Origin of the sequence: Streptomyces sp. KPB2 (genome assembly GCF_003950055.1) — a bacterium.
GTDB classification, from domain to species: domain Bacteria; phylum Actinomycetota; class Actinomycetes; order Streptomycetales; family Streptomycetaceae; genus Streptomyces; species Streptomyces salinarius.
Genome location: NZ_CP034353.1, coordinates 6,266,499 through 6,289,887 on the forward strand (window position 1 = coordinate 6,266,499; position 23,389 = coordinate 6,289,887).

The 23,389-nt window shown below is 72.4% G+C and carries 21 protein-coding genes; 17 read left to right on the forward strand and 4 right to left on the reverse strand.

Translation table 11 applies throughout. From position 1 onward, the window contains the following. The first annotated feature begins 138 nt into the window (after nt 1-138). The 3 genes from D1J63_RS28240 to D1J63_RS28250 all read left to right on the forward strand — a co-directional run bounded on the left by D1J63_RS28240 (nt 139) and on the right by D1J63_RS28250 (nt 2,730). Entirely contained in the window at nt 139-1,089 is a 951-nt protein-coding gene (locus D1J63_RS28240; protein WP_125632732.1) for a 5-dehydro-4-deoxyglucarate dehydratase, read from the forward strand. Next, a complete protein-coding gene (locus tag D1J63_RS28245; protein WP_125632734.1) occupies nt 1,086-2,258 on the forward strand; it encodes a hypothetical protein in 1,173 nt (390 codons plus the stop codon). Before D1J63_RS28240 ends, D1J63_RS28245 begins: the two co-directional genes overlap by 4 nt. A 79-nt stretch (nt 2,259-2,337) precedes the next feature. Beyond that, nucleotides 2,338-2,730, forward strand: a complete 393-nt coding sequence (locus D1J63_RS28250; protein ID WP_125632736.1) for a VOC family protein — start codon at nt 2,338-2,340, stop codon at nt 2,728-2,730. Here D1J63_RS28250 and D1J63_RS28255 read toward each other — a convergent pair. Continuing rightward, nucleotides 2,719-3,966, reverse strand: coding sequence for an MFS transporter (locus tag D1J63_RS28255; RefSeq protein ID WP_125632738.1), 1,248 nt, complete (start codon nt 3,964-3,966; stop codon nt 2,719-2,721). The genes D1J63_RS28250 and D1J63_RS28255 overlap by 12 nt on opposite strands. Before the next feature lie 139 nt (nt 3,967-4,105). Between D1J63_RS28255 and D1J63_RS28260 the strand changes: the two genes are divergently transcribed. The 14 genes from D1J63_RS28260 (at nt 4,106) to D1J63_RS28325 (ending at nt 19,651) form a co-directional block, all read left to right on the forward strand. Continuing rightward, on the forward strand, nt 4,106-4,711 hold the full coding sequence (locus D1J63_RS28260; RefSeq protein ID WP_125632740.1) for a TIGR03086 family metal-binding protein: 606 nt from the start codon (nt 4,106-4,108) through the stop codon (nt 4,709-4,711). 209 nt (nt 4,712-4,920) lie between these two features. Beyond that, nucleotides 4,921-5,589, forward strand: coding sequence for a GntR family transcriptional regulator (locus D1J63_RS28265; protein ID WP_125632742.1), 669 nt, complete (start codon nt 4,921-4,923; stop codon nt 5,587-5,589). Next, complete coding sequence (locus D1J63_RS28270) at nt 5,586-6,494, forward strand: dihydrodipicolinate synthase family protein (RefSeq protein WP_125632743.1); 909 nt, start codon at nt 5,586-5,588, stop codon at nt 6,492-6,494. Before D1J63_RS28265 ends, D1J63_RS28270 begins: the two co-directional genes overlap by 4 nt. Next, a complete protein-coding gene (gene araD, locus D1J63_RS28275) occupies nt 6,491-8,221 on the forward strand; it encodes an L-arabinonate dehydratase (RefSeq protein WP_125632745.1) in 1,731 nt (576 codons plus the stop codon). Before D1J63_RS28270 ends, araD begins: the two co-directional genes overlap by 4 nt. Nucleotides 8,222-8,358: 137 nt before the next feature. Beyond that, nucleotides 8,359-9,294: a sugar ABC transporter permease gene (locus tag D1J63_RS28280; protein ID WP_125632747.1), complete on the forward strand. Its 936-nt coding sequence runs from the start codon at nt 8,359-8,361 to the stop codon at nt 9,292-9,294. Continuing rightward, nucleotides 9,291-10,190, forward strand: a complete 900-nt coding sequence (locus D1J63_RS28285; protein ID WP_125632749.1) for a carbohydrate ABC transporter permease — start codon at nt 9,291-9,293, stop codon at nt 10,188-10,190. The genes D1J63_RS28280 and D1J63_RS28285 overlap by 4 nt, the downstream gene beginning before the upstream one ends. Beyond that, entirely contained in the window at nt 10,187-11,344 is a 1,158-nt protein-coding gene (locus D1J63_RS28290; protein WP_102927761.1) for a Gfo/Idh/MocA family oxidoreductase, read from the forward strand. Before D1J63_RS28285 ends, D1J63_RS28290 begins: the two co-directional genes overlap by 4 nt. Next, nucleotides 11,341-12,186: a PmoA family protein gene (locus D1J63_RS28295; RefSeq protein WP_102927762.1), complete on the forward strand. Its 846-nt coding sequence runs from the start codon at nt 11,341-11,343 to the stop codon at nt 12,184-12,186. Before D1J63_RS28290 ends, D1J63_RS28295 begins: the two co-directional genes overlap by 4 nt. Then, complete coding sequence (locus D1J63_RS28300; protein WP_125632751.1) at nt 12,183-13,724, forward strand: glycoside hydrolase 43 family protein; 1,542 nt, start codon at nt 12,183-12,185, stop codon at nt 13,722-13,724. Before D1J63_RS28295 ends, D1J63_RS28300 begins: the two co-directional genes overlap by 4 nt. 94 nt (nt 13,725-13,818) lie before the next feature. Further along, on the forward strand, nt 13,819-15,177 hold the full coding sequence (locus tag D1J63_RS28305; protein WP_125632753.1) for a sugar ABC transporter substrate-binding protein: 1,359 nt from the start codon (nt 13,819-13,821) through the stop codon (nt 15,175-15,177). A 128-nt stretch (nt 15,178-15,305) separates the two neighbouring features. Continuing rightward, complete coding sequence (locus tag D1J63_RS28310) at nt 15,306-16,112, forward strand: rhamnogalacturonan acetylesterase (protein WP_125632755.1); 807 nt, start codon at nt 15,306-15,308, stop codon at nt 16,110-16,112. 51 nt (nt 16,113-16,163) lie between these two features. Further along, nucleotides 16,164-17,498 (forward strand): polysaccharide lyase family 1 protein, encoded by a 1,335-nt coding sequence (locus tag D1J63_RS28315; RefSeq protein WP_125632757.1) that lies wholly within the window; start codon nt 16,164-16,166, stop codon nt 17,496-17,498. Nucleotides 17,499-17,575: 77 nt separating this feature from the next. Beyond that, on the forward strand, nt 17,576-18,727 hold the full coding sequence (locus tag D1J63_RS28320) for a pectinesterase family protein (protein WP_125632759.1): 1,152 nt from the start codon (nt 17,576-17,578) through the stop codon (nt 18,725-18,727). Nucleotides 18,728-18,853: 126 nt separating this feature from the next. Continuing rightward, entirely contained in the window at nt 18,854-19,651 is a 798-nt protein-coding gene (locus D1J63_RS28325; RefSeq protein WP_125632761.1) for an HAD family acid phosphatase, read from the forward strand. On the opposite strand, the gene D1J63_RS28330 is transcribed toward D1J63_RS28325, so the two are convergent. The 3 genes from D1J63_RS28330 to D1J63_RS28340 form a co-directional block, all read right to left on the reverse strand. Continuing rightward, the gene (locus D1J63_RS28330) at nt 19,636-21,858 is read right to left on the reverse strand and encodes a family 43 glycosylhydrolase (protein ID WP_125632763.1); all 2,223 of its coding nucleotides are present in this window, start codon (nt 21,856-21,858) and stop codon (nt 19,636-19,638) included. The genes D1J63_RS28325 and D1J63_RS28330 overlap by 16 nt on opposite strands. Before the next feature lie 152 nt (nt 21,859-22,010). Further along, nucleotides 22,011-22,745: a hypothetical protein gene (locus D1J63_RS28335; protein ID WP_125632765.1), complete on the reverse strand. Its 735-nt coding sequence runs from the start codon at nt 22,743-22,745 to the stop codon at nt 22,011-22,013. Then, nucleotides 22,742-23,317: a SigE family RNA polymerase sigma factor gene (locus D1J63_RS28340; protein WP_125632767.1), complete on the reverse strand. Its 576-nt coding sequence runs from the start codon at nt 23,315-23,317 to the stop codon at nt 22,742-22,744. Before D1J63_RS28340 ends, D1J63_RS28335 begins: the two co-directional genes overlap by 4 nt. Nucleotides 23,318-23,389: the final 72 nt, after the last annotated feature.

Here is a 23,389-nt window from a genome sequence, read left to right on the forward strand (position 1 = left end):
GTCACGCGTCAAGAGGGCGCCTGCTTGACGGTGTTCGCCGGGCGGCTTAGCGTGGTCGCGTTCAGAAATATAGACGCAAATCATAAGTGTGACGACGACGGTCGTGATGCGACCACGCACACGGAATGGGGAGCGCCCGTGACCTCAGCCCCTCTCGCCGCCCGGCTCACCGTGCCCAGCGGACCGCTGTTCTTCCCCGTCACGGCGTACGGACCCGACGGCGGGCTCGACCTCGACGTCTTCCGCACCCATGTGCGCCGCGGGGTCGAGGCCGGTGCCGCCGCCGTGTTCGCCTGCTGCGGCACCGGCGAGTTCCACGCCCTCACGCCCGAGGAGTTCGCGGCCTGTGTCCGCGCGGCCGTCGAGGAGAGCGCGGGCCGGGTGCCCGTGCTCGCGGGCGCGGGCTACGGCACCGCCCTCGCCGTGCGCTACGCCCGCCTCGCCGAGGAGGCCGGGGCCGACGGGCTGCTCGCCATGCCGCCCTACCTGGTGCACGCCGGGCAGGAGGGACTGGTGCGGCACTACCGGGAGGTGGCCGCCGCGACCCCGCTGCCCGTGATCGTCTACCAGCGGGACAACGCCGTGTTCACCCCCGAGAGCGTCGTCGAACTCGCCCGCACGGACGGCGTCGTCGGCCTCAAGGACGGGCTCGGCGACCTCGACCTGATGCAGCGCATCGTCAGCGCGGTGCGCACGGAGCTGCCCGGCGAGGAGTTCCTGTACTTCAACGGACTCCCGACCGCCGAACAGACCCAGCTCTCCTACCGCGCACTGGGCGTCCCCCTCTACTCCTCCGCCGTGTTCTGCTTCGCCCCCGAGATCGCCGTCGCCTTCCACCGGGCGCTGCGCGAGGGCGACGACACCACCGTGCACCGCCTGCTGGACGGCTTCTACCGGCCGTTCGTCGAACTGCGCGCCCAGGGCCGCGGATACGCCGTCGCCCTGGTCAAGGCGGGCGTACGCCTGCGCGGCCTGGACGTGGGGGAGGTGCGCACGCCGTTGCAGGAGCCGGCCGAGGACCACGTGAAGCAGCTCGCGCGGATCATCGAGCGGGGTCAGGCGCTGCTCGCGGAAGGAGCCGCCCGGTGAAGGCGTCGGCATTCGTCTACCCCTGGGACGTCAACGGCGACCCGCAGGCCCCGGCGCGCATCGCGGACCTCGGCGTGGCGCAGGTGACCCTCGCCGCCGCCTACCACTCCACCCGCGCCCTCACCCCCCGCCACCCGAGCCACCGCGTCGTCACCGCCGAGTACGCGGCCGCCCTCTACCCGCCGGACGGCGCCCGCTGGCAGGACCGGGCACTCCGCCCGTACGAGTCCGGCGACTGGGCCCCCGGCGACGCGTACGGCGAGGCCGCCGCCGCCCTGGCGGACGCGGGCCTCGACGTGCACACGTGGGTCGTCCTCGCCCACAACTCCCGCCTGGGTGCGGAGCACCCGCACACCTCCGTCGTCAACGCCTACGGCGACCGCTACCCCTGGGCGCCCTGCATCGCGCAGCCCGCCACGCGCGCGTACCTCACCGACCTGGCCGCCGAGGCGGCGGTACGGCCCGGCGCGCGCGGCACGGAGCTGGAGTCCCTCGGCTGGTACGGCCTCGCCCACCTGCACGCCCACGACAAGACCGGCGGGGTGCCCCTCGGCGACGCCGGGCAGTACCTGATGTCGCTGTGCTTCTGCCCCGACTGCCGCGCGGGCTACGGCACCCGGGGCCTCGACGCCGGTGAACTGGCCGCCGCCGTACGCACCGCGCTGGAGCCGGTGTGGCGGGGGACGGAGCCGTCGGACGGGGGCTGGGCGGGCGTCGGGAAGCTCCTCGGCGAGGCGGCGGCGAACGCCACGCGCGCGTGGCGGGACGACCGGGCCCGCACCCTCCAGGAGGCGGCGGTCTCGGCGGTCCGCGCCGCCGCACCCGACGGCTTCCAGGTCCTGCTGCACGCCGACCCGGTCTCCTTCCACTGCGGCGCCAACGCCGGCGTCGACCCCGCGCACGTCCTGTCCGTCGCGGACGGCGTGGTCGTCCCCTGCACGGGCGGCGCGGGCCTGCTGACGCCGTTCGCCGAACAGGCCGTCGACGGCGCCGTCCTCGCCGCCAACCTCACGGTGGTCTCCGGCATGGGCGGCAGCCCCGGCACCCTCGCGGCCGACGCGGCCCGCGCGCGGGAGCTGGGGGCGACGGAACTGCGGCTGTATCACGCGGGGTTGGCGTCGGACGGGGATCTGGAGGCGGTGCGGGCGGGGCTCGGGGCCGCCGCGTAAGGTGTGGACGAGGGCGTCCTGGCCGGTCGTCACCGACCGACCCCGGTAGCCCTCGTCGCGCTCTGCGAAGGGGATGCCCATGGAACTCGCCCAGGTCCGCCTCCCGGTCACGGACTTCGCCGGCTGCTACCGCTACTACCGGGACGTGCTGGGGCTGAAGCCGCAGTTCGAGGCGGAGGACGGCCCGTACGCGAAGTTCGCCCCGGACGGCGGCACCGCGGGCATCGCCCTGCAGGACCGCGCGCAGATGGCCCACGTGCTGGGCGAACTCGCCGCCGAGCCGGCCGGTCACCGGTCGCTCGTCGTCCTGCGGGTCGACGACCTGGACCGGTACTGCGAGGAGCTCACCGCGCGGGGAGCCGTGCTCCTGCGTGGTCCGGCCCCCATGACGGACCGCATGCGGGTCGCCCACCTCGTGGATCCGGAGGGGAACATCGTCGAACTCCAGGAGTGGCTGGCCCTACGCGGGTGACGGCGTGCGCCGGTCGGTCGGCCTCCGGGCCGGCGCCAGTGCCGCCGCCGTCGCCAGCAGCACCGTGCCCAGGGCCGGCAGCAGCAGCCACAGGCCGACCGTCTCCACCAGAGCCGCGCCCGCGGCCAGGCCGAGGACGTTCGGGGCGAAGACCAGGGAGTTGGCCGTCGCCGAGACCCGGCCCAGCAGGGGCCCCGGCGTCTCGCGCTGCACGGCGGTCAACGCGGCGATCAGGACTGTCGGCAGGCCCAGGCCGACCGCCACGCTCGACGCCCAGACAACCGCGTCGGACGGGACCGCCCGCACCGCCACCGCCACCGCGAACAGGGCGATCCCGGCCGCCCCGAACCGGCGCGGGCCCAGGCGGCGCAGAGCGGGGCCGGACAGGATTCCGACCGTCACCGAACCGGCGCCCTGGACGGCGTACAGGACACCGGCGTAGGCGGGGGAGCGGCCCAGGTTGTCGACGACGGCGTACAGGGTGGCGCCGCCGACGCCCGCGCACAGCATCGTCACCCCGCCCGCGAGGACCAGCGGGCGCAGCCCCGGGTGCCCCCACAGGTACCGGGCGCCCTCCGCCGTCTGCCGCCGCCAGTTCACCGTGGGTCGCTCCGGTGGCGCCTCCCGCACCCGCAGGGCCGCGTACACCCCCGTGGCCAGCACGAACGTCGCCGCGTCCAGTGCCGCCACGCTCGGGCCGCCGTACGCCGCGTAGAGCCCCGCACCGGCGAGGGGCGCGACCAGCTTCATGCCCTCGTTGGCGGTCATGCGCAGTCCGTTGAAGTCGCCGAGCAGGCCGGGATCGACGGCGGCGGCCACGAGTGCCGACTCGGCCGCGTCCTGCACGACACCGGCCACGCCGTACAGGAACAGCACCGCGAACAGCAGCCACAGGGCTCCCCGTGAGTCGACCGCGAAGAGGGTGAGCAGGAGACCGGCCGGCAGCAGGTTCGCGGCGATCAGCAGCGGTTTGCGCCGGACCCGGTCGGCGACCGTGCCGAGCGCGGGTCCGGCCAGGGTCGGCGCCCAGAGCGCGAGCAGACACAGCGCCGCCAGGCCGTCCGAGCCGGTGAGGTCCTTCGCCCACACGCCCGCCGCCAGACCGAGCGCCGAGCTGCCGAAACCGGACACCACCACCCCGGCGAGATACAGGCCGGCGTTGCGGTCGCGCAGGACACGGGCCAGGGGCCAGGGGGCCCGCCCCGCCTCCCCGGTGTCCGTCGTTCTTGTCGTCATGCCTGGTCATCGTGGCGCTAAGGCGCGACGACCGGCATCGGGCAGGTGACCTATGCGCGGGCCCCGGAGACCGATGAGTTTCGCTGTCGTGATCGGTCTACCCACCGACAGAGCGAGCGCACGTTCCCGGGAGACACGGATGACACACGAGACCACCACCGCCACCCTCGACCTCGGACCGCAGACCCGGATCCTGGCCCGCCTCGCCGACGGCGTCCGCGAGGACCGGCTCGCGGACCCGACGCCCTGCCCCGACCTCGCGGTGCGCAACCTGCTCGGGCACCTGACCGGCCTCGCCTTGGCCTTCCGCGACGCCGCGCGCAAGGACCTGGGACCCACCACGGACACCAGCCCCGAGGCGTCCGTGCCGGACGTCGGGCCCGGCTGGCGCGAGGAGCTCGCGAAGGTCCTCGGGGAGCTCGCCGACGCCTGGCGCGAGCCCGACGCCTGGACCGGCATGACCCGGGCCGGCGGCATCGACCTGCCGGGCGCCGTCGCCGGTGCCGTCGTCGCCGACGAACTGGTCATCCACGGCTGGGACCTGGCCCGCGCGACCGGCCAGGAGTACACCCCCGACCCGGCCGCGCTGCGGGCGGCCTACGGGCTGCTCGCCGCTGCCGCGGACGAGTCCGACCGGGACCAGGGCATGTTCGGGCCGGTCGTCGCCGTGCCCGCCGACGCGCCGCTGCTGGAGCGCGCGGTGGGGCTGAGCGGGCGCGACCCGGGCTGGACCCGCACCGCCTGAGCGAGGCGGCACCCGGACAACCTCCTCCGGGCGACTCCCTCCAGACAACTGCCTCCGAACAACTTCCTTCGTCAGGAGCATTGACGTCGCCGCGCGCCCCTCTTACCTTCAACGCGTCGTACTCCGTACGTCATATATGAGACGCGATACGCGAGATCTGATGTCCGAGATCGGTCCGCGCATCCGACGCGAGATTCCGAGAGGCGCGCATGACCTCTGTGCCCACGCCGATCCCCTCCCGCACGCAGTACGTGCTGGAGGAGATCAAACGCCGCATCCTCACCGGCCGGCTCACCCCCGGTCAGGCCCTGGTCGAGACCGACCTCGCCGCACAGTTCGGGGTGTCCAAGACACCGGTGCGCGAGGCGCTCAAGACGCTGGCCGGGACCGGACTGGTGGTGATGAGCCAGTACAAGGGCGTCACCGTGCGCATGGTGGACGCGGACATGGCGCGCGAGGTCTACGACGTGCGGCTGCTCCTGGAGCCCGAGGCCCTGCGGCGCGCCGTGCGCCGCGGTGCCTCCCTGGAGGCCGCCCGGGACGCGCTCACCCAGGCCGACCGGGCCACGGACACGGCCGAACGGTCGCTGGCCAACCGGGAGTTCCACCGCGCCCTGTACGTGCCGTGCGGCAACCCGCTGCTCGGCCGGATGCTCGACGAGGTCCGCGACCAGGCGGCCCTCGTCTCCGCGGTCGCCTGGGCCGCCGACCCCTCCTGGGAACGGGAGGCCGGCGAGCACCAGGAGATCCTGCGCCTCGCCCTCGCCGGTGACGCGGACGGCGCGGCCCGCGCCCTCCACGCGCACATCGCGTCCTTCGTCGAGCGGGCCTTCCCCGAAGCGGGGACCGCGGCCCAGGAAGAGGACGGTCAGGCATGACAGCGACGTTCGAGACCCAGCGGGCGGCCCTGGCCGACGTGGTGGCGATCCCGGTGACCCCGTTCGCCGAGGACGGCACCGTCGACCCCGCCACCTACCGGGCCCTGCTGCGTCGTCTCCTCGACGGTGGCATCACGACCCTCACCCCCAACGGCAACACCGGAGAGTTCTACGCCCTAGACCCGGCCGAGCGCCGCCTCGTCACCGAGCTGACGATCGAGGAGACCGGCGAGCGCGCGGACATCCTGGTCGGTGTCGGCCACGACCTGCCGACCGCGGTTGCCTCCGCCCGGCACGCCCGCGAGCTGGGCGCCTCGATGGTGATGGTCCACCAGCCTGTCCACCCCTACGTCTCCCAGGGCGGCTGGGTCGACTACCACCGCGCCATCGCCGAGGCCGTGCCGGAGCTGGGCGTGGTGCCCTACATCCGCAACCCCCAGCTCACCGGCGCCCGCCTCGCCGACCTCGCCGACGCCTGCCCCAACGTCATCGGCGTGAAGTACGCGGTGCCGGACGCCTCGAAGTTCGCCGCGTTCGCCCGCGACGCCGGCCTCGACCGCTTCGTCTGGGTCGCCGGGCTCGCCGAGCCGTACGCCCCCTCGTACTTCAGCGCGGGCGCCACCGGCTTCACCTCGGGCCTGGTGAACGTCGCCCCGGCCGTCTCGCTGAACATGATCGAAGCGCTGCGCTCCGGCGACTACCCGGCCGCCATGAAGGTCTGGGAGCAGATCCGCCGCTTCGAGGAGCTGCGCGCCGCCAACGGCTCCGCCAACAACGTCACCGTGGTCAAGGAGGCCCTCGCCTCGCTGGGCCTATGCCGCCGTGAGGTCCGCCCGCCGAGCAAGCCGCTGCCGGAGAGCGAGCGCGCCGAGGTCGCCGCCATCGCCGCGGGGTGGTCCATATGACCCCGAGGAAGTCCCCGGAAGAGCTGCGCAGCCACCAGTGGTACGGCACCGACGGACTGCGCTCCTTCAGCCACCGCGCCCGCACCCGCCAGCTCGGCTACCTGCCCGAGGAGCACCTCGGCAAGCCCGTCATCGCCATCCTCAACACCTGGTCCGACATCAACCCCTGCCACGTCCACCTGCGCGACCGCGCCCAGGCGGTCAAGCGGGGAGTGTGGCAGGCGGGCGGCTTCCCCCTCGAATTCCCGGTCTCCACGCTCAGCGAGACCTTCCAGAAGCCGACCCCGATGCTCTACCGCAACCTCCTCGCCATGGAGACCGAGGAGCTGCTGCGCTCCTACCCGGTCGACGGTGCCGTGCTGATGGGCGGCTGCGACAAGTCCACGCCCGCCCTGCTCATGGGCGCCGCCACGGTGGACCTGCCCGCGGTCTTCGTCCCCGCCGGGCCCATGCTCCCCGGGCACTGGCGCGGCGAGACCCTCGGCTCCGGCACCGACATGTGGAAGTACTGGGACGACAAGCGGGCCGGCCTCATCGGCGACTGCGAGATGCAGGAGCTGGAGAGCGGCCTGGCCCGCTCGCCCGGCCACTGCATGACGATGGGCACCGCCTCCACGCTGACCGCCGCCGCCGAGGCCCTCGGCGTCACGGTCCCGGGCGCCTCCAGCATCCCGGCCGTCGACTCCGGGCACGACCGGATGGCCGCCGCCGCCGGACTGCGCGTCGTCGAACTGGTCCACCGGGACCGGAAACTGAGCGACATCCTCACCGCCGACGCCTTCGAGGACGCGGTCACCACCGTGCTCGGCCTCGGCGGCTCCACCAACGCCGTGATCCACCTGATCGCCATGGCGGGCCGCGCCGGAGTCACCCTCACCCTGGACGACTTCGACCGGATCGCCCGCACCGTCCCGGTGCTCGCCAACGTCCGCCCCGGCGGACAGACCCACCTGATGGAGGACTTCCACTTCGCCGGCGGCCTGCCCGGCTTCCTCTCCCGCATCACCGACCTGCTCCACCTCGACCGACCCACCGTCTCCCACGACACCCTGCGCGAGCAGCTCGACGGCGCCCTCGTCCACCACGACGACGTCATCAGGCCCCGCGACAATCCGGTCGCGAGCGAGGGCGGGGTCGCCGTCCTGCGCGGCAACCTCTGCCCGGACGGCGCCGTCATCAAGCACATCGCCGCCGAGCCGCACCTGCTCAAGCACACCGGTCCCGCAGTCGTCTTCGACGACTACAGGACCATGCAGCGCACCATCAACGACCCGGAGCTGGGCATCACCGCCGACAGCGTGCTGGTGCTGCGCAACGCCGGCCCCAAGGGCGGTCCGGGCATGCCCGAGTACGGCATGCTGCCCATCCCCGACCACCTGCTCAAGCAAGGCGTGCGGGACATGGTCCGGATCTCCGACGCCCGGATGAGCGGCACCAGTTACGGCGCGTGCGTGCTGCACGTGGCCCCCGAGTCGTACGTCGGCGGACCGCTCGCCCTGGTGCGCACCGGCGACCCGATCACCCTCGACGTCGAGGCCCGCACCCTGCACCTGGGCGTGGACGACGAGGAGCTGGAGCGCCGCCGGGCCGCCTGGACCCCGCCGCCCGCCCGCTACGAACGGGGCTACGGCGCGCTCTACAACGAACAGATCACCCAGGCCGACACCGGCTGCGACTTCGAGTTCCTGGCCCGCCCGGGCAAGGTGCAGGACCCGTACGCCGGCTGACCCCGGTACGCCGGCCGAACCCCTACTCCAGCTCAACCCCGTACGACACGAACCGCCTCCGCACAGCCCTGCCCGCCGAGAAAGCGCTTCCTGTACGACACCCGCACGACGTAGACGTAACTGAACGGAGAACTGTCATGGCCCAAGCCGCAGCCGTGGCGAAACCGCCCGCGCCACCCCGGCGGCGCCGTGCCTCGGCCACGCCGCGCAGGCTCCCGTACCTGCTGATCGGACCGGCCGCCCTGCTGATGCTGGGCTTCATCGCCTACCCGGTCATCAGCGTCTTCTACTACAGCCTGCAGGAGTACAACCCCACCAAGCCGTGGCGGAACGGCTTCGCGGGCTTCGACAACTTCGTCAAGATCTTCACCGACGACGCGGTCTTCTGGGACACCCTCACCTTCAGCGCCAAGTGGGTCTTCGTCGAGGTCGGACTGCAACTGCTCTTCGGCCTGGCGCTGGCCCTCATCGTCAACCAGACCTTCGTGGGCCGGGGCATCGGGCGGGCGCTGGTCTTCTCCCCGTGGGCCGTCTCCGGCGTGCTGACCTCGGCTATCTGGGTGCTGCTCTACAACTCCCAGACCGGAGTCACCCGTTACCTCGCCGACATGGGCATCGGCTCGTACGGCACCAGCTGGCTCTCCGACACCTCGACCGTGTTCTCCGCGGCGGTGGTCGCCGACCTCTGGCGCGGCGTGCCCTTCTTCGCGATCCTCATCCTCGCCGACCTCCAGTCCGTCTCCAAGGACCTGTACGAGGCCGCCGAGGTCGACGGGGCCAGCCGCGTCAAGCAGTTCTGGCACATCACGCTGCCGCACCTGAAGGACGCCATCATCCTGTCCACGCTGCTGCGCGCGGTGTGGGAGTTCAACAACGTCGACCTGCTCTACACCCTGACCGGCGGCGGACCCGCCGGCGAGACCACGACGTTGCCCCTGTACATCGCCAACACCAGCGTCGACGCCCACGACTTCGGCTACGCGTCGGCCCTCACCACGGTCGCGTTCGTGATCCTGCTCTTCTGCTCGATCGTCTACCTGCGGCTGAGCAAGTTCGGAGGCGAGAACAAGTGATCACCAAGGAGGCCACCGCGCCCGCCCCCGCCCCCGCGCGGGCCGACCACGCACCACCGCGGCCGGCGAAGAAGCGCCGCCCCGCCTGGGACGAGGTGCCCCGCTGGCAGATCTACCTGCCGCTCGGGATCTACCTGGTCTTCACCCTGATCCCGTTCTACTGGATCCTGCTCTTCGCGGTGCGCCCGGCCGGCTCGACCTCGCTCGTGCCCTGGCCGATGACCACCGACCACTTCGAGAAGGTCTGGACCGACCGCGGCTTCGGCACCTACTTCACCAACAGCGTGTACGTCGGACTCGCGACCCTGGTGATGACCACGCTCGTCGCCCTGGCCGGCGGCTACGCCCTCGCCCGGTTCGACTTCAAGGTCAAGCGGGGCTTCATGCTCGCCCTGCTCTGCTCCCAGTTCGTGCCCGGCGCGCTGCTGCTCGTGCCGCTGTTCGAGATCTTCGCCGGGCTCCAGATGATCAACTCGCTGGGCAGCGTCATCATCGCCGAGACGGTCTTCCAGCTGCCCCTGTCGATCATCCTGATCAGCAACTTCATCAAGAACGTGCCGTACTCCCTGGAGGAGGCCGCCTGGGTCGACGGCTGCGGACGCTTCCGGGCCTTCCGGATCGTCGTACTGCCCCTGCTGCGGCCGGGACTCATCGCGGTCGGTTCCTTCGCCTTCGTGCACTCCTGGAACCACTTCCTGTTCGCCCTGATGTTCCTCAACAACCAGCACAAGCAGACCATCCCGGTCGGCCTCAACTCCCTGATGAGCGCGGACAGCGTCGACCTCGGCGCGCTCGCCGCCGGCGGCATCGTCGCCGCCGTCCCCGTCGTGATCGTCTTCGCCTTCATCCAGAAGTGGCTGATCACCGGCTTCAGCGCGGGGGCGGTGAAGGGATGACCCCGGTACCCGTCGTCCTCGCCGGCGCCCGCGGCCACGGCCGCTGGCACGTCGCCAACATCCGCCGCCTGGAACGGGCGGGCCTGGTCCGGCTGGCCGGCATCTGCGAACTGACCCCGCTGACCGAGGAGGAGGCCCAGGGAGCACTCCCCGAGCAGTCCGCCGACTTCGGCGCACTGCTGGACTCCACGGGCGCCCGGATCGCCGTGATCTGCACGCCGATCCCCACCCACACCGACCTCGCGCTGACCGCCGCCCGGCGGGGGGTGCACCTGCTCCTGGAGAAGCCCCCGGCGCCGTCGTACGCCGAGTTCCGGCGGATGGCCGACGGGGTCGCCGAGGCCGGGGTCGCCTGCCAGATCGGGTTCCAGTCGCTGGGCTCGCACGCCGTGCCCGCCATCCGGGAGCTGGTCGCCCAGGGCGCCATCGGGGAGGTCGTGGGCATCGGCGCGGCCGGCGCGTGGGTGCGCGACGAGGCCTACTTCCGCCGGGCGCCCTGGTCGGGCAAGCGGCGGCTGAACGGCGCCGACGTCATCGACGGCGCGCTGACCAACCCGCTGGCCCACGCCGTCGCCACCGCCCTCGCGCTCGGCGGCACCGCCCGCGCCGAGGACGTCACCGGCATCGAGACCGAGCTGAGCCACGCCAACGACATCGAGGCCGACGACACCTCCTGCGTGCGGATCGGTACCGAGCGCGGGCACCGGGTCACCGTCGCCGCCACCCTGTGCGCGGAGCGGGCCGGCGAGCCGTACGTGCTGGTGCACGGCTCCAGCGGCCGCGTCACCTTCTGGTACAAGCAGGACCGCGTCCTGCTCCAGCGCGGCGGCCACGGCCCCGAGGAGTTCCAGCACGGGCGCACCGACCTGCTGGAGAACCTGGTCGACCACCTCGCCACCGGTGCGCCGCTGCTGGTGACCCCGGACGAGACGGGCGCCTTCATGCGGGTCGTCGAGGCGATCCGCCGGGCGCCCGACCCGGAGCCGCTGCCCGCCGCCGCCTGGCGCCGTGTGCCCGGGGAGATGCGCCGCGTGGTCCCCGGCATCGACGCGCTCGTGGCCGCCGCCGCCGACACCCTCTCCCTCTACTCCGAACTGGGCGCGCCCTGGGCGCCGCGCACCGAGCACCCGCGACACGAGGTGAGCACCCGATGACCGGAACCGACTCCCCGGTGCTGCGCGTGGCGGGCCGCCCCGTCGCCCGCTACGTCACCCGGCCCGAGCTGCCCCACCGGCTCTCCCCGCGCCCCTACCTGCACCCCGTCACCACCCTGGCCGGCACGGCCGTCACCGAGTTCAGCCCTGCCGACCACCTCCATCACCTCGGCGTCGGTGTCGCCGTTCCCGACGTCGAGGGGCACAACTTCTGGGGCGGGCGCACCTTCGTCCGGGGCCGGGGGCCGACCGAGCTGGACAACCACGGCACCCAGCGGCACACCGCCTTCCAGCTCCGCGACCCCGACGGCTTCGTCGAGGAACTGCGCTGGGTCGCCGCCGGCACCGAGCTGCTGCGCGAGCGCCGCACGGTCGCGGCCACCGAACTCACCGCCACCGCCTGGGCACTGGACTTCACCTTCTCCCTCACCAACGTCACCCCGGACCCGCTCAGCCTCGGCAGCCCCGCCACCAACGGGCGCCCCGGCGCGGCCTACGGCGGCTTCTTCTGGCGCGCCCGCAAGGAGAGCGCCGCGCCCAGGGTGTTCACCGCCGAGCGGGAGGGCGAGCGGGACGTGCACGGCGGCAGCGCGGACTGGCTCGCGCTGAGCGGGGAGACCTGGTCGCTGGTGTTCGCCGGCGCCACCGAACGCACCCGGCGCGACCCGTGGTTCGTGCGTACCGAGGAGTACCCGGGGGTCGGTTCCTCGCTGGCCCACGAGGAGCGGGTGACCGTCGCCCCCGGCGACACCCTGGTCCGCCGGATCGTCACCGTCGTCGCCGACGGCCGCCTCGACGCGGACGGCGCCGCCGCCCTCGTCCGCAAGGCGGTGAGCCCGTGACCGCCGCCCAGGCCGTCCCCGGAACCCCGGGGACGTACACCAACCCCGTCCTGAACGCCGACTGGTCCGACCCGGACGTGATCCGCGTCGGCGACGACTTCTACCTGACTGCCTCCAGTTTCGGCCGCGTCCCCGGCCTGCCCCTGCTGCACTCCCGGAACCTGGTCGACTGGACCCTGGTCGGGCACGCCCTGGAGCGCCTGGAGCCCGAGCGGGAGTTCGCCCGGCCCCGCCACGACTGCGGCGTCTGGGCACCGTCCCTGCGCCACCACGCGGGCCGCTTCTGGATCTTCTGGGGCGACCCGGACCAGGGCGTCTTCCAGGTCAACGCCCCCGACATCCGGGGCCCGTGGAGCGCGCCCCACCTGGTCAAGGCGGGCAAGGGGCTGATCGACCCCTGCCCCCTGTGGGACGAGGAGACCGGCGAGGCGCACCTCGTGCACGCCTGGGCCCGGTCCCGCTCCGGGATCAAGAACCGCCTCACCGGCCACCGCATGCGCCCCGACGGCACCGGACTCCTCGACGAGGGCAAGGTGATCGTCGACGCCGACCGGCTCCCCGGCTGGTTCACCCTGGAGGGCCCCAAGCTCTACCGGCACGACGGCTGGTACTGGATCCTCGCCCCCGCCGGATCGGTGGAGACCGGCTGGCAGGGCGCCTTCCGCTCACGGGACTTCTTCGGACCCTACGAGGAGAAGGTCGTCCTGGAGCAGAAGGACACCGACGTCAACGGCCCCCACCAGGGCGGCTGGGTGCGCACGGAGTCCGGCGAGGACTGGTTCCTGCACTTCCAGCAGCGCGGCGCGTACGGCAGGGTGGTCCACCTCCAGCCGATGACGTGGTCGCCGGACGGCTGGCCGGTCCTGGGCGACGACGGCGCCCCGGTCACCGAGCACCCGCGCCCCGCCCTGCCCCCGCAGCCGCCCGCAGCGCCCGCGACCGACGACGACTTCCCCGGCGGACGGTTCGGCCGCCAGTGGTCGTGGACGGCCAACCCCCGGGCCGGCTGGGCCACCCAGCACGCCGGGGACGGGCTGCGCCTGGCCTGCGTCCGCTCGGCCGACGCGCACGACCTGCGCCTGCTGCCGGGCGTCCTCACCCAGCGCTTCCCCGGCGAGCCCTCGGTGATCGAGGTCGAACTGCGGCTGGACAGCGAGGAACCCGGGGCGCGGGCCGGGCTCGCGGTGCTCGGCGACGCCTACCGCTGGATCGGGCTCCAGCGGGACACCGACGGGACCGTGCACCTGGTGCACCGGTTCGCCGAGTCGGTGGCCGAGGCCGAGCGGGACGCCGACCGGCCCCGCCCCGCACCCGGGGGACGGGCGCGGCTGCGGATCGAGACGGTGCCGGGGGCGCGCTGCCGCTTCTCGTACGACCTCGGCGACGGTCCGTGTCCCGTCGGCCGGGAGTTCGCCGCCACCCCCTGGCGCTGGGTCGGCGCACTGCTCGGCCTGTTCGCCCTCGCACCCGCCGGCCAGGGACAGGCCGGCACCGCCACCTTCACGCGGTTCCGCGTCGGGCCCCACCGAACCCACTGAACCCTCTCAACCCACTGAACCCCCACGTTGTCGTTCCACCGCCTTGTTCGATCCAGAAGATCCGGAAGAAGAGAGCCGACCAATGAGGATCAGCATGCTCAGCAGCAGAGACAAAGGCGCAGTCAGGCGCCGCACGACCGCCGCCGTCGCCCTGGGGGCCGTGCTCGCGCTGACCGCCACCGCCTGCGGTGACGACGGCAGCGGCGCGGGCGGCGGCGAGGGGGCCGAGGGCAGCGGCAAGGGGAAGATCACCTTCTGGGACAACAACGGCGGTATCCGTACGGCCGTCTGGAAGACGATCATCGCCGACTTCGAGAAGGCGAACCCGGACATCGACGTGGAGTACGTCGGCATCGCCGCCACCGAGTACCAGTCCAAGGTCGACACCGCCCTCCAGGGCGGCGGCCTGCCGGACGTCGGCGGCGTGACGGCGTCGATGCTCGCGGGCTTCTCCGCGCAGGGCGCCCTGGAACCGCTCGACGACCGGCTCGCCAAGTCGCCCCTGAGCGACAAGCTCAACAAGGACATGGTCGAGTCCCTGAAGGCCGCCGGCGGCGGCGACGGCACCCTGTACTCGATGCCGACCTCGGCCAACAACGGCGTCCTCTACTACCGCACCGACCTGTTCGAGAAGGCCGGTCTCGACGCGCCGACGACGTGGGACAAGTTCTACGCCGCCGCCGAGAAGCTGACCGACGCGGGCAAGAACGAGTTCGGCTACACCATCCGCGGCGGCTCCGGCTCCATCGCCCAGGCCCTCGACGCGATGTACGGGCAGTCCGGCATCACCTCGTTCTGGGACGCCGGCAAGAAGAAGACCACGGTCAACGACCCGAAGAACGTCGAGGCGCTGGAGAAGTACGCGGCCCTCTACAAGAAGGTCACGCCGGCCGCCGACGTCAACAACGACTTCGCCAAGATGGTCGCCCAGTGGGACACCGGCACCATCGGCATGCTCAACCACAACCTGGGCTCCTACCAGGACCACGTGAAGGCGCTCGGCGTCGAGAAGTTCCGCGGCATCCCGCAGCCGGTCGGCCCCTCCGGCAAGCGGGTGCAGGTGTCCAACCCGGTCGACGGGCTCGGCATGTTCAAGAGCTCCAAGAACAAGGAGGCCGCCTGGAAGTTCATCGAGTTCGCGACCTCCAAGGAGCAGAACTCGAAGTTCAACGAGTCGGCCGGGCAGGTGCCGTCCAACACCGAGGCCGCGAACGACGCGTGGATCCAGAAGGCCGAGCCGACGAAGCTGGCGGCGCAGGCGCTGAACGACGGGTCCACGACCATCGTCCAGCTGCCGTACTACCTGCCGGACTGGAACACGCTGTCCAAGTCGGAGAGCGAGCCGGGGTTCCAGAAGGTGCTGTTGGGTGACATGAGTGCGAAGGACTTCCTGGACGGGCTGGCCGAGAAGCTGAACGAGGCGCAGGCCGAGTGGACGGAGCAGATGGGTTAGTCGGCGGTTTCGGTTTCGCCCCGGGCGGTCCGTCGTTCGTTGCGGGCTGCGGGCCGTCCGTGGCTTGTCGCGCAGTTCCCCGCGCCCCTAGGTGACTTTTCCACCCCCGAGTTGAAAGGTACCCCCGCGTGTCGCTCAGCCGAAGGCAGGTCACTGCCGCTGCCGTCTCCTCCATTCCTCTGGCGTTCGCCGCCGCCCAGACCGCCCACGCCGGCGGACGCCACCACCACCCCCGCACCCTCTACATCGCCGGGGACTCCACCGCCGCGCAGAAGTACTCCGACGCCGCGCCCGAGACCGGGTGGGGCATGGCCCTGCCCTTCTTCCTCCGCAAGGAGCTGGAGGTCGCCAACCACGCCGTGAACGGGCGGAGCTCCAAGAGCTTCGTCGACGAGGGGCGGCTCGACGTCGTCCTCGGCGCGATCCGGCCCGGTGACCTCCTGCTGATCCAGTTCGCGCACAACGACGAGAAGGACGAGGACCCCACCCGCTACACCGAGCCCTGGACAACGTACCAGGAGTATCTGCGGATGTACGTCGACGGGGCCCGGGCCCGCGGGGCGCGGCCGGTGCTGGCCACGCCCGTCGAGCGGCGGCGGTTCGACGCGGCGGGGAACGCCGTGCCGAGCCACAAGGAGTACCCGGCGTCGATGCGGGCGCTCGCGCGGCAGGAGGGCGTGGCGCTGCTCGACGTGCAGGCGCTGTCGCTCGCGCTGTGGCAGCGGCTCGGCGTCGAAGGGACCAAGGCGTACTTCAACTGGACCGCCACCGAGCAGGACAACACCCACTTCAACCCGCCGGGCGCGATCGCGGTCGCCCGGCTCGTCGCCCGGGAACTGCTGCGCGGGCGCGTACTGGCGCACCGGGACGTGCGCCGGCTGGACGAGGAGATCCCCGAGTCCTGGATCAGCTGGCCGGAACCGGCCACCGCGTAACACCCCGCACACCCTTACCCCGATACCCCGAGAAGCAGGGAGAAGCGCACCATGAGCACTCAGGGATGGCATGGGCATGCCACGAAGAGAACCGCCGCGCTCGTCGGCTGCACCGCCCTCGTGCTGGGCCTGACCGCCGCCACGGCCGAGGCCCGCCCCGGGCACCACCACCCCCGGGACACCGCCCGCCAGACGCTGCCCGCGGGCGACGGCTGGGCCTCCCACGGCACCGGAACGACCGGCGGGGCCGCCGCCGACGCGGAACACGTGTACACCGTCTCCACCTGGGCCGAGTTCAGGGCCGCCCTCGCCGCCGACGGCACCGCGCCGCGGATCATCAAGGTCAGGGGCACCGTCGACGCCGTCTCGGAGGGCTGCGAGGCCTTCGCCGCGCCCGGCTACGACTTCGACGCCTACCTGGAGAAGTACTCCCCGGAGAACTGGGGCATGGAGACCGACCTGAGCGCCGAGCCCGACGACAGCCCCGAGGGCCTGCGCCGCGCCTCCGCCGCACAGCAGGACCGGTCGATCAAGGCGAACGTGCCCTCCAACACCACCATCATCGGCGTCGGCCGGGGCGCCGCGCTCAAGGGCGCCAGCCTCCAGATCAAGGGCGTGGACAACGTCATCGTCCGCAACCTGACCTTCGAGAGCCCCGTCGACTGCTTCCCGCAGTGGGACCCCACCGACGGGGACAAGGGCAACTGGAACTCCGAGTACGACAGCGCGGTCGTGTACGGGTCGACGCACGTGTGGCTGGACCACAACACCTTCACCGACGGCGAGCACCCCGACAGCGCGGCGCCCACCTACTTCGGCATGCTCTACCAGCAGCACGACGGCCAGCTCGACATCGTCAAGGGCGCCGACTACGTCACCGCGTCCTGGAACGTCTTCACCGAGCACGACAAGACCATCCTGATCGGCAACAGCGACAGCGAGTCCACCGCCGCCGTCGACCGCGGGCACCTGAAGGCGACCTTCCACCACAACCTGTTCAAGAACCTCGTCGAGCGCGCGCCCCGCGTCCGCTTCGGCCAGGTCGACGTCTACAACAACCACTTCGTCGCCTCCGACGACTACGCCTACAGCTTCGGCGTCGGCAAGGAGTCCGCGCTCGTCGCCGAGCACAACGCCTTCACCCTGCCGGCCGGCGTCAGCCCCGCGAAGGTGCTCAAGCGCTGGAACGACTCGCCGCTCAGCGCCGCCGACAACCGCGTCAACGGCCGCACCGTCGACCTGATCGCGGCCCACAACGCGGAGAACCCGGACGCCGTCCTCCGCTCCGGCGCGGGCTGGACGCCCACGCTGCGCACCAAGGTCCTGCCGTCCCGGGCGGTCCCCTTCGTCGTCGACCACGGCGCGGGCGCCGGCCGGCTGCGCTGACGGGCACCGACACCCGACCCACGAACCGGGCCGGGGCGCCCGCACCGCCCCGGCCCACCCCTCCAAGGAGCACCCGCATGCACCGACCCGCCCCCTCCCGCAGAGGCTTCCTCCTGACGACCGCCGGCGCGGGCGCCGCCCTCGGCCTGGGCCTGGCGACCGCCGGCAGCGCCGTCGCCGGCACCCGGCCCCGCCCGCGTCCCTTCGGCCGCTACGGCTCACCCGCCGCCCGCCGCACCGCCAGGACCCTGTACGTCGACCCGCACGGCCGCGGCGACTTCACCTCCGTCCAGGCGGCCGTCGACGCCGCCGCGGGCGACGGCTGGACGCTGGTCCTCGCGCCCGGCACCTACCGCGAGACGGTCTCCGTCGACACCGGCCGCACCGGAGCGACCTGGATCGGCGCCTCCGGGGACCCCCGCGACGTCGTCATCGTCTACGACAACGCGGCCGGCACCCCCAAGCCGGACGGCTCCGGCACCTACGGCACCAGCGGGTCGGCCACCACCACCGTGCGCGCCGACGGCTTCACCGCACGCGCCATCACCTTCGCCAACGACTGGCTGCGCGCCGACCGGCCCGACTGGACCGGCACCCAGGCCGTCGCCATCAAGGTCATGGGCGACCGGTCCGCCTTCCACGACTGCCGCTTCCTCGGCCACCAGGACACCCTCTACGCCGACACCCGCGACCTCTCGCTCTTCGCCCGCCAGTACTACGAGCGCTGCTACGTCGAGGGCGACGTCGACTTCGTCTTCGGCCGGGCGACCGCGGTGTACGAGCAGTGCCACTTCCGCACCCTGGTCCGCCCCGACCTCGACGCCGCCCCGTACGGCTTCGTGTTCGCGCCCTCCACGGCGGGCGCCAACCCGCGCGGCTACCTGGTGACCCGCGGCCGCGTCAGCAGCGAGGCCCCCGACGGCTACTACAAGCTGGCCCGCCCCTGGGTGCCCAGCTCCGACACCACCGCCCGCCCGATGCTCACCGTGCGCGAGACCCACCTCGGCGCGGGCATCGACGCGGTGGCCCCGTACGCCAACATGCGCGACGCCCACCCCTGGCAGGAGCAGCGGTTCGGCGAGTACCGCAACACCGGGCCGGGCGCCGCGGTCACCGTCCCCGAGAACCGGCCGCAGCTCACCCGTGCCGAGGCCGCCGCGCACACCCGGGAGGCCTACCTCGGCGACTGGCGGCCTTACGACCGGCAGCCGTACGGCGGGCGGCACTGACCCCGGCCGACCGGGCCCGCGCGGCCGGTACTTGACCTGCTTGACGCGATCTTTGCCAGATACGGGGGCGCGAATCCGGCCACGGGTCTCGCGCCCACCCGGGTGACGCGCGTAGAAACATGTGCCATGCATAAGCCACTGCGCATCGCGACCGTCACCGCCGCCTGTGCCGTCGCCGGTGCCGTCCTGTACGGCACGGGCGCCGCCACCGCCGGCCAGTCGACCGCCAACTCCACGCACGAGCCGTACAACATCGGCGTGCTGGCCAAGGACATCGACGCCTATTACGGCACCACGCTCGACGACGACGGCGTCTACCAGGCCTCGCCGGACAGCCCCTACGCCGCCGACCTGGCCCGCATCGACGCCGCCGCGAAGAAGCAGATCGACCGGGCGGCCCGCGCCGCGCACCACAAGCACACCAGGCCCGCGGTCGTCTTCGACATCGACGACACGCTGCTCCTCAGCCTCGACTACGAGAAGAAGAACAACTACGGCTACGACAGCGCCACCTGGGCCGCGTACGTCGACCGCGCCGACCGCCCGGCCGTGCCCGGCAGCCCCGAACTGGCCCGGTACGCCGAGAAGAAGGGCGTCGAGGTCTTCTACAACTCCGGTCTGAGCGAGGCGCAGCGCACCGCCGCCGTCGAGAACCTGAAGAAGGTCGGCGCCGAGGTGAACCTCGACGCCGGCCACATGTTCCTCAAGGACAAGGCGAACCCGCCGTCCTACCTGGCCCACTGCGCCACCCCCGGCACCTGGAAGTGCACCACCGTGCAGTACAAGGCGGGCACCCGTCGGCACATCGAGCGGGACCTCGGGTACGACATCGTCGCCAACTTCGGCGACCAGTACTCCGACCTCCAGGGCGGCTACGCGGACCGCACGTACAAGCTTCCCAACCCGACCTACTTCGTGGAGTAGCGCCCGGCAACGGCGGGGACGGACCCCAGGGTCGGCACGACCGGCTCGATCGTTCCGTCGGGGGCGAACTCCAGCCGGTCGATCGTGGTCTCCCGGTGGGTGCCGTCCCCGCCGGGACCGCCGGGGCCGTTCAGCGCGAACCGGTGGTAGACGATGTACCAGTCGTCGGTGCCGGGCGTGTTGACCACGGAGTGGTGGCCGGTGCCGAGGATGCCGTACTCCGGGCGCTTGGACAGGATCGTGCCGCGCTTTGTCCACGGGCCGAGCGGGGACGGGCCGGTCGCGTAGGCGACGTGGTAGTTCGCGCTGCGGGTGTCGTCCTCGGACCACATGAAGTAGTAGGTCCCCTCGCGCTTGACCACGAAGGAGCCCTCGCGGAAGTTCTCCGGGGTGATGTCCCGCACCCGGGAGGCGTCGAAGGACACCATGTCGTCGTCGAGCGGGACCCCGTACCCGTGCCCGTTGCCCCAGTACAGGTACGCCTGCCCGTCGTCGTCGGTGAAGACCGACGGGTCGATCATCTGGCCGTCGAACCGCCCCTTGGCGACCAGCGGCTTGCCCAGCGCGTCCGTGAAGGGACCGGCCGGGGAGTCGGCCACCGCGACGCCGATCTGCTGCTCGGCGCAGAAGTAGAAGTAGTACTTGCCGTCGCGTTCGGCGATCGCCGGGGCCCAGGCGTTCTTGTCGGCCCAGGACACGTCCGGCCCCAGGTCGAGGATGACGCCGTGGTCCTTCCAGTGGACCAGGTCCTTCGAGGAGAACGCCTTGAACCGGGTGCCGCTCCAGCCGGCGAAGCCGTCCGTCGTCGGATAGATCCAGTACCGGCCGTCCATGTACCGCACGTCGGGGTCGGCGTACAGGCCGGGCAGGACCGGGCTGCGGGTGGGCACCGCCTCGACGGTCCAGGTGCGCCTCGTGCCGTCGGCGGCCGTCACCGTGTAGGTCTGCGGCCTGCGGAAGTCGCGGCGCGTGCCGGACGGCGGGCTGAGCGTCGCGCCCTCGCCCACCCACAGCTTCGGGGCGAGGTGCCGCAGGTTCGTGCGGGGCTCCATCGGCAGGACGACCTTGCCGGTGTCCTCGCTGACGATCGCGTACCCCTTCTGCCCGCGCGCCGTGGCGTCCACGACCGAGGCGGGGCTCGCCGGGTAGGCGGCCAGCAGCCGGTCGTACTCCGCCTGGGTCACCGGTATCACCGTGCCGTGCCGGGGGCTTGCGGGCAGCTGGTAGTCGGTCGACGGCGTCCACCTGCCCGAGTCGAGGTCGGTGGTCTCGAAGGGGAGGTAGCCCCGGCCGCCGTACTCGTCGACGAACAGGTACCACTTCTCCTCGGTGTTCGACTTGAACACCGTCGGCCCCTCGCCCCGGTCCATCGCACCGCTGCCGATGCAGTCGGAGACGAAGTCGTACGAGGTATCGGTGAGCGAGGACGACTTCTCGGCGGTGATGAACTTCGAGCAGGGGGAGCCGGAGGACGGGTCGCGCTCGTCCTTGGTGTAGCGGTAGTAGGTGCCCCCGTGCTCGACGACCGTCGAGTCGATGACCGAGTAGCCCGGGTCGTTCCAGACCTTCGGCTCGCTGAAGGTGCGGAAGTCCTTCGTGGTGGCGTACAGCATCTTGTTGTACGTCGAGCCGGTGTGGTCCGGGTCGTCCTCGGCGTAGAGCTTGGAGGCCCAGAAGACGACGTAGGCGTCCAGCTCGTCGTCCCAGTAGGCTTCCGGCGCCCAGGTGTTGCCCGCGTTGTCCGGGGACACCTTCACCAGGCGCTGGTCGGTCCAGTGGACCAGGTCGGTGGACTCCCAGACCATGATCGACTTGCTGCCGTGCCGCTGCACCTCGTCCCAGCTGCCGCTGCTGCCCCGGTACATCCGCAGGTCGGTGGCGATCAGGTAGAACCGGTCGCCCTCGGGGGAGCGGATCACGAACGGGTCGCGCAGGCCCTTCTCGCCGATCGTGGAGGTCAGCACCGGCTTGCCCGCGTTCAGTTCACGCCAGTGCAGGGCGTCGTTGCCCCGGCTGAGGGCGTAGCGGATCTGCTCGCCGTCGGCGGTGCCCTCGCCGGTGAAGTAGGCGAAGAGATAACCGGCGTACGCGGGCTTCGGCGCGGGGGGCGCCCCCGGACGGGCGGTACCCGGAGGGGCGGCGAGCAGGGCGAGGAGGAGAGCCAGGAAGGGGACCAGAAGCGTGCGACGGGCGGTGTGACGGCGCATGACACTTCCTGTCGGAGTCTGATTGATTATGTTGGATAGCGCGCATCTGGAGTGTCGCCAGTGGGGGCCGGGGCGTCAACGGGATGGCAGCGATTTCTTTCGACCCGTCGTGTGATGGTCGAGATAGCGAACGCTTCGCCGGTCGGGGACCCCTACGAGTCGTCGTCGCGGGGCGCGAAGTCGCCCCGCACCGACAGCCGTTCCGACGCGGCCGTGGCCGTCGCCGCGTAGCGGTCGCCGCGGGCGTCCCGGCCACCGCGCTCGTGGTTGTACTGGCCGGCGAACACCCACTCACCCGCCGGGACCGTACGGCCCCGTTCGAGCGTCCACCGGTAGACGAGGAAACCGTCCCGCTCGTCGACCGTGAACGCGAAGTCGTCCTCCGGGAGCGACCGCCAGGCCCCGGTGGAGGTGACCGACCCGGTCTGCGCCACCCTCAGTTCGACGGTGAGCGCGGTCAGAGGAGTGCGCGTCCTGAGGGTCAGGTTGCTCTGCGCCCAGTATTCGTTGCTGTGCGGGTCCACCGAACCGCCGGACCACAACGGGCCGTCCGCGGCCCCGGAGGCGGGCGGCCGGCTCGTGGCGGGATCCTCGGCTGACGGCGCGGAGGTCGGCGAGGCGGCGACCGGGCGCCGGGCGGGAGCCTCGTCCCGCGCCGCCGACGTGACCGCGTAGCCGCCCAGCGCCAGGACGCCGGCCACTGCCGCGGCGGCCCCGGCCACCCGTACCCAGCCCGGCAGCGCGGGGCGGCCCGGCACGCGGTCCCCAGCGGTCATGCCGCGTTCGACCCGGGCCAGCATCCGGGCCCGGTCGGGCTCGTGCGCTCCGGCCGCCTCGTGCAGCCGGGCCCGCAGCGCGTCGTCCGCGTCCCGCCGCGGTCCGGTCATCGGGTGCCTCCCGCGGCTCCGCCGCTGCGCGCGATCGCCGCGTGCACCTGCCGGGGAGCACGGGGAGTCGCCCGGGTGCCGAGCAGTCGCTGGAGTTCGGCCACCGCCTTCGACGTCTGGCTCTTGACCGTGCCCACCGAGACGCCCAGGGCGAGCGCCGTGTCCCGCTCCGAGAGGTCGAACGCGTGCCGCAGGACCACGCACGCCCGCTTGCGGAACGGCAGCCTGCGCAGCGCCTCCTGCACGTCCACCACGCCCGCGACGTCGGGATTCTCCGTCCGTTCCTCGCGCTGCGACCAGAACAGGGCGACCCGTCTGCGCTCGCGCACGGCGGTCCGGACACGGGTACGGGCGAGGTTGGCGACCACCCCGCGCGCGTACGCCACCGGGTGGTCGGCCGCGCGGACCCGGTCCCAGCGGTGCCACAGGGCCAGCAGGGCGTCCGCCGCGAGGTCGTCGGCGGCGTCCGGCTCGCCGGTCAGCAGACGGGCGAGCCGGGCCAGTTCGGCGTAGTGGCGCTCGAAGAAGGCGTGGAACTCCGCGGCGGCGGCGTCGTCGACGACTGTCCCCACGGCGGACTCTCCTCGCAGCGGCTTCCCGGGTGCCGAACACCGTACGGCAGACCGAACCCGAGCGGCCCCCGG

Bases quoted from the DNA above. Each gene is read 5' to 3' on its own strand.
- D1J63_RS28250 (WP_125632736.1), top strand. From the start codon at position 2,338: ATGGAACTCGCCCAGGTCCGCCTCCCGGTCACGGACTTCGCCGGCTGC.
- D1J63_RS28255 (WP_125632738.1), bottom strand. From the start codon at position 3,966: ATGACGACAAGAACGACGGACACCGGGGAGGCGGGGCGGGCCCCCTGG.
- D1J63_RS28260 (WP_125632740.1), top strand. From the start codon at position 4,106: ATGACACACGAGACCACCACCGCCACCCTCGACCTCGGACCGCAGACC.
- D1J63_RS28265 (WP_125632742.1), top strand. From the start codon at position 4,921: ATGACCTCTGTGCCCACGCCGATCCCCTCCCGCACGCAGTACGTGCTG.
- D1J63_RS28270 (WP_125632743.1), top strand. From the start codon at position 5,586: ATGACAGCGACGTTCGAGACCCAGCGGGCGGCCCTGGCCGACGTGGTG.
- araD (WP_125632745.1), top strand. From the start codon at position 6,491: ATGACCCCGAGGAAGTCCCCGGAAGAGCTGCGCAGCCACCAGTGGTAC.
- D1J63_RS28280 (WP_125632747.1), top strand. From the start codon at position 8,359: ATGGCCCAAGCCGCAGCCGTGGCGAAACCGCCCGCGCCACCCCGGCGG.
- D1J63_RS28290 (WP_102927761.1), top strand. From the start codon at position 10,187: ATGACCCCGGTACCCGTCGTCCTCGCCGGCGCCCGCGGCCACGGCCGC.
- D1J63_RS28295 (WP_102927762.1), top strand. From the start codon at position 11,341: ATGACCGGAACCGACTCCCCGGTGCTGCGCGTGGCGGGCCGCCCCGTC.
- D1J63_RS28305 (WP_125632753.1), top strand. From the start codon at position 13,819: ATGCTCAGCAGCAGAGACAAAGGCGCAGTCAGGCGCCGCACGACCGCC.
- D1J63_RS28315 (WP_125632757.1), top strand. From the start codon at position 16,164: ATGAGCACTCAGGGATGGCATGGGCATGCCACGAAGAGAACCGCCGCG.
- D1J63_RS28320 (WP_125632759.1), top strand. From the start codon at position 17,576: ATGCACCGACCCGCCCCCTCCCGCAGAGGCTTCCTCCTGACGACCGCC.
- D1J63_RS28325 (WP_125632761.1), top strand. From the start codon at position 18,854: ATGCATAAGCCACTGCGCATCGCGACCGTCACCGCCGCCTGTGCCGTC.
- D1J63_RS28330 (WP_125632763.1), bottom strand. From the start codon at position 21,858: ATGCGCCGTCACACCGCCCGTCGCACGCTTCTGGTCCCCTTCCTGGCT.
- D1J63_RS28335 (WP_125632765.1), bottom strand. From the start codon at position 22,745: ATGACCGGACCGCGGCGGGACGCGGACGACGCGCTGCGGGCCCGGCTG.